This is a genomic window from Wenzhouxiangella psychrophila (assembly GCF_042310375.1).
Lineage (GTDB): Bacteria > Pseudomonadota > Gammaproteobacteria > Xanthomonadales > Wenzhouxiangellaceae > Wenzhouxiangella.
Genome location: NZ_JBHJMQ010000005.1, coordinates 255,447 through 263,470 on the forward strand (window position 1 = coordinate 255,447; position 8,024 = coordinate 263,470).

The 8,024-nt window shown below is 63.3% G+C and carries 8 protein-coding genes; 5 read left to right on the plus strand and 3 right to left on the minus strand.

Annotated elements, in window-relative coordinates; genetic code table 11:
* Positions 1-30 precede the first annotated feature (30 nt).
* The 3 genes from ACDC66_RS08950 to ACDC66_RS08960 are packed head-to-tail and all read left to right on the plus strand — an operon-like array spanning position 31 to position 1,582.
* The gene (locus ACDC66_RS08950) at positions 31-768 is read left to right on the plus strand and encodes a hypothetical protein (RefSeq protein WP_376696363.1); all 738 of its coding nucleotides are present in this window, start codon (positions 31-33) and stop codon (positions 766-768) included.
* 9 nt (positions 769-777) lie between these two features.
* Positions 778-1,269 carry an RNA polymerase sigma factor gene (locus ACDC66_RS08955; RefSeq protein WP_376696364.1) on the plus strand — a complete coding sequence of 164 codons (492 nt, stop codon included), beginning with the start codon at positions 778-780 and terminating at the stop codon, positions 1,267-1,269.
* Positions 1,259-1,582 carry a hypothetical protein gene (locus ACDC66_RS08960; protein ID WP_376696365.1) on the plus strand — a complete coding sequence of 108 codons (324 nt, stop codon included), beginning with the start codon at positions 1,259-1,261 and terminating at the stop codon, positions 1,580-1,582. The genes ACDC66_RS08955 and ACDC66_RS08960 overlap by 11 nt, the downstream gene beginning before the upstream one ends.
* A gap of 21 nt (positions 1,583-1,603) precedes the next feature.
* On the opposite strand, the gene ACDC66_RS08965 is transcribed toward ACDC66_RS08960, so the two are convergent.
* Together ACDC66_RS08965 and ACDC66_RS08970 are read right to left on the minus strand one after the other, a co-directional pair.
* Positions 1,604-3,928, minus strand: coding sequence for an AAA family ATPase (locus tag ACDC66_RS08965; protein WP_376696366.1), 2,325 nt, complete (start codon positions 3,926-3,928; stop codon positions 1,604-1,606).
* Between the two features lie 75 nt (positions 3,929-4,003).
* Positions 4,004-4,957, minus strand: coding sequence for an alpha/beta fold hydrolase (locus ACDC66_RS08970; protein ID WP_376696367.1), 954 nt, complete (start codon positions 4,955-4,957; stop codon positions 4,004-4,006).
* Between the two features lie 122 nt (positions 4,958-5,079).
* Here ACDC66_RS08970 and ACDC66_RS08975 point away from each other — a divergent pair, with 122 nt between their 5' ends.
* Positions 5,080-5,571, plus strand: coding sequence for a queuosine precursor transporter (locus tag ACDC66_RS08975; RefSeq protein ID WP_376696368.1), 492 nt, complete (start codon positions 5,080-5,082; stop codon positions 5,569-5,571).
* Positions 5,564-6,439 (plus strand): DMT family transporter, encoded by an 876-nt coding sequence (locus ACDC66_RS08980; protein ID WP_376696369.1) that lies wholly within the window; start codon positions 5,564-5,566, stop codon positions 6,437-6,439. Before ACDC66_RS08975 ends, ACDC66_RS08980 begins: the two co-directional genes overlap by 8 nt.
* 1 nt (position 6,440) lies before the next feature.
* On the opposite strand, the gene ACDC66_RS08985 is transcribed toward ACDC66_RS08980, so the two are convergent.
* Complete coding sequence (locus tag ACDC66_RS08985; RefSeq protein ID WP_376696370.1) at positions 6,441-7,724, minus strand: M48 family metalloprotease; 1,284 nt, start codon at positions 7,722-7,724, stop codon at positions 6,441-6,443.
* Positions 7,725-8,024 lie beyond the last annotated feature (300 nt).

The following is an 8,024-nucleotide window of genomic DNA, read 5'->3' on the forward strand; positions in this document are numbered from 1 at the left end:
AGGGTAACGACCATTCGGAGATCTTGTGCCATGAACCATCTCGATCCAAAGCTGATCCTGCCCCTCGCAATGCTAGCTTTTGTCCTGCTGCTGACAGCCTGTGAGCAGTCTGGAGCCCCGGACGCAGAGGAATCGGTCCTGCGCGTTCACGACGTTTCCGGTCTGCAGGTCGAGGAGCTGGATGAGAAACTCAATGAACTACTATCCCGTGAGGATCTCCCGCTTCGGGGGAAGGTGGAGTCACTCGATGACAATCGCCTCGCGGTGAATGCCTCCCGCTATCTTCAGGACGAGATTGTGGCGATGATCGATCAGCTCAGGGACTACGACTCAACCAATGCCATTGAGAGACCGTTTCGTGTTCAATATTGGTTCCTGCGCATGGCAAAGGGAGAGGGAGGAGGCGATGTACCTGCTTCCGTCAACGAAGACCTGGCGCCTCTTCTGGAGCGATTCGATGGTTACTCGCTATCGGTTGAAGACTATGTCGAGACTTATCACACCGACACATCGAGTGTTGGCACGGTCAGTTCCGGGCAGGGCGCCCGGATTTCCGTTCGTTCAGCCGAATCCACCCAGGAAGGGATGAAGTTGCGAGCGCGCGTTTACTCACCCAGGGAAGCGACTTCGATATCTTACGAGGTCGGTCACATGCTGGTTCCAGGCAAGGCATTGGTCCTCGGCCAGGTGCACGACGGAGGGGATGCAACACAAGCTTCTTACCAGGTGCTGGTCGCCCGGGCCGAATGGACGGACTCGACGGACTGAGCCGATTCCGTGCTTTCCAGGCAAGCGTTGGAGGCGGCGTATGTCCGACTGGAACGCCCACTCTACAACTATCTGTATCGATGGTTCTGGTGCTCGGAGACCTGTCGTGATTTGATTCACGATGCGTTCGAGCGCATCTGGCGCAAGCGGCGGGATGTGGAGCAAGCGCGTATGGACGCTCTGGTATGGACGACCGTGATCAACCTGAGCCGCAATCATCACCGTCGTCGCAAGCTGCTCGAGTGGGCACCGTTGCCCCCGGTGCTGGTCGGCGGCACGCAGCCGGATGTCGATGCCGAACTCGACGAGCGGGAGCAGCGGCTGCAACGGGCGCTCGACGCATTGCCGAATCGCAGCAGAGAGGTTCTCCTGCTGGAGATATTCGCCGGGGTGCCCAGGGATCAGTTGGCATCGATGCTGGAAATACCGGCCGGGACACTGGCTTCGCGCAAGCACGCGGCGGTCCGTCGCTTGAAGGAGTTGCTCGACGATGACGATTGAACGCCATTTTCCGATGCTCGAAGCGCCGCCCGGTGGATTGGCGCGGTTGCGGGCGCGACTCGATCGCTCTAGCCGGCGGTCGTGGTTTCGACCCGCAGCGGTTCTAGCGGTCATGCTGGCCGTGCTGGTTTCGGTTCCGTGGTTGCTGGATTCCGCGCAGACCCGGCAACGCGAGTCGCATCAGCTCAGCGAGCTTCGCCGGACCCTGGCCGAGCATCGCCGCCCCGACCTGGCGATCAACGGGCAGCAGCCGACGCCCTTGATGCTGGATTCGGATCGGCTGGAAGCCTACTTCGTCAACGGCGGCGGCTGATACGGCCGCCGCAGGACTTTCTCACCGCGCGAGAGCCTGCCGCGCCATGCCGAGCACTGAGTCCTCGGGGAAGTCATCCTGCTTCCAGATGCCGGCGCTCTTGCCGGTCAGGCGTTCGACCGCTTCGGCGATGCTGGCGGCGGGCACGATGTGAAATTGGTCGTTGGTGCAAGCCTTGATGACGCGCTTTTCCAGCGCCAGCCGATCCCTGTCCATGGCCGGGATGATCACACCCTGCTGGCCGTTGAGACCCGCGTGGTTGCATGCGTCGTAGAAGGCTTCGATGCGCTCGTTGATATGATCGACGCCGACGACCTGGCCGCGGGCGTCGATACTGCCGATCACTGCCAGGTCCTGCCGAAGTGACAGGCCGGCCAGAACCGCCAACACGCCACAGGCCTGTCCCAGCAGAGTCGCTGACGCGTCTTCGGGTGCCACAGCGGGGTCGAGGGTCATGGCGACGTGAATGCCGGGCAGGGCGTCAAGGCGCATGAGCTCGGTGATCATAGGCAGCAGGAAGTGACGCACCGGAAGCTGCTGGCCGCCGCTCTCCAGCGATACTTCCGCGTGCGCCGTGCCGATGATCGACACGTCCAGCCTGGTCGGTATCCCGAAGGTCTCGTCGGCCAGTCGCTCGCGCGTTACGAGGTTGAGCTGGCCGGCGGAGCGGCCGCGCAGGCGAATCAGCCCGCTGTCGACACTGTGTGCTGCCCGGCTGCCAGACGGCAGACCCGCACGCCGGCGAATCCTTTCGAATGCTTCCTCGATGCGTTCGCGGCCAACCTCGGTTTCACCCTCCTGGCCGGCGAGAAACGCGGCCTCGCGTACGACATCGGCCAGCCGTCCGACGTGGCTCGTGAGGCGGGACGGCCGGTCGGACAGCCGGGCGCTGATTTCCATGACGGACGTCAGTGCGGGGCGGTTCAGCGGTAGCAGGTCTTCAAGCTGAACCAGGGAAGCCATAAAGCGGCAGGTTCGTTCGATGCCCTTGGCATCGCGCGGCACGCTGGTTTCAAGGTCGGCGAGCAGGCGGAACCGCCTGGAAAACTCGGGGCTGATCGATTCCAGCGCTTCATAGGCGGCCTGATCGCCGACGATAATGACGCCCACATCGATCGGAACGGCTTCCGGCCGCAAGGACTGCGCGGCCTGGCTCCATCCGTTTGTCGGTGTGTTGATGGTCACCTCTCCAGCCCGCAGGATACGCAGCAGTTGACGCAATACGCCGGGCTCGCTGACGAGGTCTTCCGCGTCGAGAATCAGGAAGCCGCCGTCGGCCTGGATCAGCGTGCCCGAGCGGATGCCCTGAAACGAGGCCACGGCGCGGCCGCCGCTGCGCCATGCCGGATCGACCGTGCCGAACAGACTGGCCGGCGAAGTGGAGTGGGTCGTCACGATGGGGGCGCCGTCTTCTTCCTGGCCCATGTTGAGCACATTGACCCCGTAGAGCACGGTTGGATCGGCCAGCTCGCTGGTTTCATGGCCGATCCGCTTTTCGAGCACATCGTCGATGACCTCCCTGAGGTACGTTTCGACGCCTTCGGCCTTGAAACGCTGGGCGACCTCGGCTGTCATTTCAGCCATGATGCGGGCCGTTTCGGTCATGTCGATCTGCTCGATATGCCGCTGCGCTTGCTGCCATTTCTTGCGGATATGGCGCGAAGCCTTCTGGATCTCGTTGTCGTAGGACTTGATGCGCTCTTCGAACTTCTTGCGGTCTTCCTCGCTGGCCTGCTTGCGCGCGACCATGTTGCGAAACTCTTCCTGCGAAACCGGCTTACCCATGATGCGAACCGAGACCTGCAAGCGTGCATTGGGCCCCGCCTGGCTGCGGGTCAGGGCCAGCCCCTCCGATTCGAGTTTTTTCTCAAGCGGGCGCAGCAGCAGGCCGATGTCACGCTCGGCCGCCTCGCGTCGGGCCTCCCGCCGACTTCGGATGGGATCGTTGGCCAGGATTTCGGGCAGACGCTCGCGCACGAATAACGCAATGCGCTGCATCTGCTTCTGGAAAGGCCGGCCCTCCCCGCGGGCGAGCACGATCAGCCTCGGCCGATCCGGGTTCGAGAAATTGTGCACAAAGCAGAAGTCATGACTGCGCCGTGCCTTGGGGCGCAGGGTGCCGAACATGCTGTCGAGCAGCCGCTGTCGCCCGCTTCCACGAGGACCGCGCAGGAAAACGTGCTGGTTGTGACCGGGGTTGGCGATACCGTACCGGAGGGCCTCGGTGGCCGCTTCCTGGCCCAGCGTGCCCTCGAGAACCGGGATGTCGCGGGTCGATTCGCCGGGGATATCCTTATTGTCCGGCCGCCAGCGCAACCGTTCCGGTGGAATAGCGTACCGTGCCACCTTACGAACCTCCCTGATGCTGTTTCATGATGTCTCCAGTTGGTTTGTTCTATCTCCCCCGCTTGTTTGCGAATACTATACCGGAGCCGTCTCCCGCGTCTCCTGCCTGGCCTGGGACTCGGCGAAGCTGATCCAGGCTTCGGCTGTTTCCTTCGGTTTCTCGATCATGGGCAGATGGCCCGTGGCCGGTAGGATAAGCGTGCGTGCATGCGGCATGCGCTCGGCCAGTATCTTGAGGCCGTCAGGGTGCAGGACCTGGTCGGCCTGGCCCCAGACAATCAGCGACGGCACGTCCAGTTTCGGGGCCAGTTCCTCGAGCGGTGTCGAACGAAAGCGGATCGCCTCGAAAATTTGCGCAGCCCGTTCCGAGTGGCGGCTGGCACGATCAGCCAATTGACGGGCCAGTGGTCCCGGCAGCCAGGGCGGACGCACGAAGCAATAATCCATCAGTCGTCGAAAATCTTTCCGGTCCCGGACAACCAGGGCATTGTGCCCGCCCTGGTAGACCACTTCGAAAAGCGGTGAGAGCGGGGCGGTTTGCAGTCCGCCGGGATTGAGCAGCCACAGGGCACGTACCCTCGCAGGCGCCCTGCTGGCGATCGCGGCGGCGATGTATCCGCCCATGGAGCTGCCGCCCAGGTAGAAGCGCTCGATGCCGAGTTCGTCGAGCAGGTCAAGCACCCGTTCTGCCTGGGCTTCGACGCCATAGTCCAGTTCCCCATCGAATTCGGTCTGGCCGAAGCCGGGCAGGTCGGGGGCAATGACGCGAAAGTGCTTGCCGAGACATCGCGAGACGCGGGTGAAGTGGTAGCTGTCGCCGTTGAAGCCGTGCAGCAATAGCAGGGGTTCGCCGTGACCGCCCTCCAGAGTGTGCCAGTCGATATCGCCGCACCTGACCCGGCGCTGGCCCAGTCGCCCCTGCCGGCGCTCGGCGGCCATGAAAAGTCGCGCCAGCGGTTGCGGCCAAAGGAGCCAGAACACCGCCCAGGCGGCGAGCGCGACCCCGAGCACGGACAGCCAGATCGTCATGACAGCAAATCGTCCCTCTCTCGATTCGAAGTTCGAGGATACCGTATTCTCTCCACTTTCCGCTGACGAGCCCATCGTCCGGGTAGAATGGCCGCCTTTCGGAATACGCTTGACCCGTCGTCATGCACCTGATGATTATTGCCATGGTGCTGGTGGTTGCCAGCGCCAACTATCTCGTCCAGTTTCCGGTCAACGACTGGTTGACCTGGGGTGCGCTGACCTATCCGGTTTCCTATTTCATCACCGACCTGACCAATCGGCGCTTCGGTTCCGGCTCGGCACGCCGGGTCGTATACATCGGCTTCGCCCTGGCCGTAGTGGCTTCGATCTGGCTGGCAAGTCCGCGCATCGCCCTCGCTTCGGGCACGGCTTTCCTGGTTTCGCAGCTGATGGATGTGGCCATCTTCGATCGTCTTCGTGAGCGAGCCTGGTGGCAGCCGCCGTTGTTCTCCAGCGTAATCGGATCCCTGGTCGACACCGCCCTGTTTTTTGCCCTGGCGTTCTGGGGAACGACCATGCCCTGGGTGACGCTGGCGGTCGGCGACTACGGCGTCAAGGTTGCCATTGCCTTGATCCTGCTGATTCCCTGGCGCGTGGCGGCACGGCGTGGGTGAGTTCTTTTCCGTTGCCTGCGCCGCCTGCTGGGCGCTGGCTGTCGTGCTGTTCCGCCGCTCGGGCGAGACACTGCCGGCGTTCGAGCTCAACCTGTTCAAGAACCTTCTGGCTACAGGCCTGATGGTGCCCACTATCCTCATCGTCGACGGCATCAGCTGGCCCGGCTACAGTCCCTTCGAATGGCTGGTCGTGGCCCTCTCCGGCATCGTTGGTATCGCCATCGCCGATACCTGGTATCTGCGCGCGCTCAACTTGATGGGAGCGTCACGAACGGGCGTGACGGCAAGCCTTTACTCGCCGTTCGTTATCGTCCTGTCGATTTTGTTCCTCGGCGAGGTGCTTGTGTGGTGGCAGTACTTCGGCTTCGTCCTGGTTCTCGGCGGCATTCTCCTGGTCACCTGGCGACAGAACAGGCGCGACGTTTCCCTGCGTGCGATTCGTCTTGGCGTTGCTTTCGGCGCCGGCGCCGTATTCCTCATGGCCAGTGGGATCGTGATGGTCAAGCCCATCCTGGAATCGCAGTCGTTCATGTGGACCATGGGCGTTCGCCTCGCCGCAGGGGCCGCGGGCATGCTGCTGTTCCTGCACTGGACACAGGGCTGGCAGCGGGCGCTCGATTTGTATCGCTCGCCCCAGCCTTGGGGAACGATCGTGGTGGCCAGCCTGCTGGGCAGCTACGTGTCAATGATGCTGTGGCTGGCCGGCTACAAGCTGACGCTGGCCTCGGTTGCGTCCGTGCTCAATGAAACCGCGGCGGCCTTCATCGTCGTGTTCGCCTGGCTGTGGCTGGACGAAGAGATGAACTGGCGCCGGCTGGCGGGCATCGGCCTCACCTTTTCGGGCGTGGCGCTGATGGTGGCGTTTTGAATCATTGCCCCTGGACGGCGCCCATATCGACCAGGTGCTGCCGGGCGCGTTTGCCGGCGGGCGTGTCGGACTGGGCCGCGGTTTGGTAGTGCTCGATGGCCTGCTGCCGGTTGCCCGTGGCGCGCTCGACGTTGCCCAGGTGGAGGTGGCCGTCGGCGGTGGGAAGCATCTCGAGGCTCGCCTTCAGGTCGGAGCGGGCGCCGGACCACTGGTCGCGTTGCGCGCGCACCATGCCGCGGCGCAGGTGGTGGTAAAACCAGCTCGAATCCCTTTGCAGCGCGTCCGAGTAGGCGCGTTCGGCCGCCGCGAAATCCTTGCGGGTGGCCAGCGCATCTCCGCGCAGGGCATGGAAGAGGGCTTCATCGTCTTCGATGGATAGCGCCTCCCTTGCCTTTGCGAGAGCTTCATCGACATTGTCTTCCTGAAGCGCCTTGCGGCCGGCGTCGTGGGCCTCGTAGGCGGGCTGGATCTGTTGCAGGTAGGCCATCTGCTGCTGGTATTCCTCGCGGCCGATGCGCCCGCCTCGACCCAGTTCGTCGGCCCTTTTCCTGTTGTTCTCGACGCGTTCGGGCGAGGGCGGATGCGAGGCGAACAGGCCGTCGAGCCAGCCGGATTGCCGGTTCTCCGACAGGCGCACGAACGTCTCTTGCAAGTCGACGGCGGCGGCCGGGTCGTAGCCGGCGTCCTTCATGTACTTCATGCCGTAGTAGTCGGCCTCGCGCTCGGCGTCGCGCGAATAGCGCTGCTGGATGAGCTGGGCGCCGATCATTCCGCCCAGCATGGCAACCTGGGTGTACTGGTCGTTGTCGGTGCTCGCGCCGACGGCAACGGCGCCCAGGATGACCGCGCCCTGCGCCAGGGCGGCGCGGGAGGCCGCGTGAGCGCTGTGGCGGGCTGCGGCGTGCACGACCTCGTGGCCCAGCACGGCAACCAGCTCGGCTTCCGAACCCATTTCGGTCAGCAGGCCGCGATTGACGGCGATCTTGCCGCCCGGCAGGGCCCAGGCGTTGGGGACCGAACTGTTGATGACCTGGAATTCATAAGGGAGATCGCGATCGGAAGACTTGGCAACGCGCTGACCGAGCGACTGGACGTAATCGGTCACGGATTTGTCGATCACCAGATCGCCGCCCTGGGCCTGGCGCATCGGTGCATATTGTTGCTCGCCGACCTGGCGCTCCCAGTCCTCGCCGTAGAGGCTCAGCTGGCGTTCCCCGGTGACCGGATTGGTGGCGCAGCCGGCAAGAAGGAGAAGAACGGCGGTGATGCTGACGAGACGATGCATCGGGAATCTCCACGGTGAGCATGGCCCTGATTATACGGGTTCGCGTTTGCGTGTTATGTGCGGTGAGCGCAGACCCGCGAAGGTTGGTGTTACATCGCAGTCAGACTTGTTCGGTGGTTCGCTGGTTCGCTGGTTCGCTGGTTCGGCAGCCGGTCGCTTCGCGGGGCGGCTTTGCCGCTTCAGGTCTGCGGGCCACGGATAGGGACTGTCCTGAGATTTGTGTAACTGCCCATTGATGTACTGTAAATCAGGAGTTTATCAATGGACGCAGTAGTGGATGAAAAAAGGCTCAAGGAGCTG

Coding starts and splice junctions, on each gene's coding strand:
- ACDC66_RS08985 (WP_376696370.1), bottom strand. CDS start 7,724: ATGCATCGTCTCGTCAGCATCACCGCCGTTCTTCTCCTTCTTGCCGGC.
- ACDC66_RS08970 (WP_376696367.1), bottom strand. CDS start 4,957: ATGACGATCTGGCTGTCCGTGCTCGGGGTCGCGCTCGCCGCCTGGGCG.
- ACDC66_RS08950 (WP_376696363.1), top strand. CDS start 31: ATGAACCATCTCGATCCAAAGCTGATCCTGCCCCTCGCAATGCTAGCT.
- ACDC66_RS08960 (WP_376696365.1), top strand. CDS start 1,259: ATGACGATTGAACGCCATTTTCCGATGCTCGAAGCGCCGCCCGGTGGA.
- ACDC66_RS08975 (WP_376696368.1), top strand. CDS start 5,080: ATGCACCTGATGATTATTGCCATGGTGCTGGTGGTTGCCAGCGCCAAC.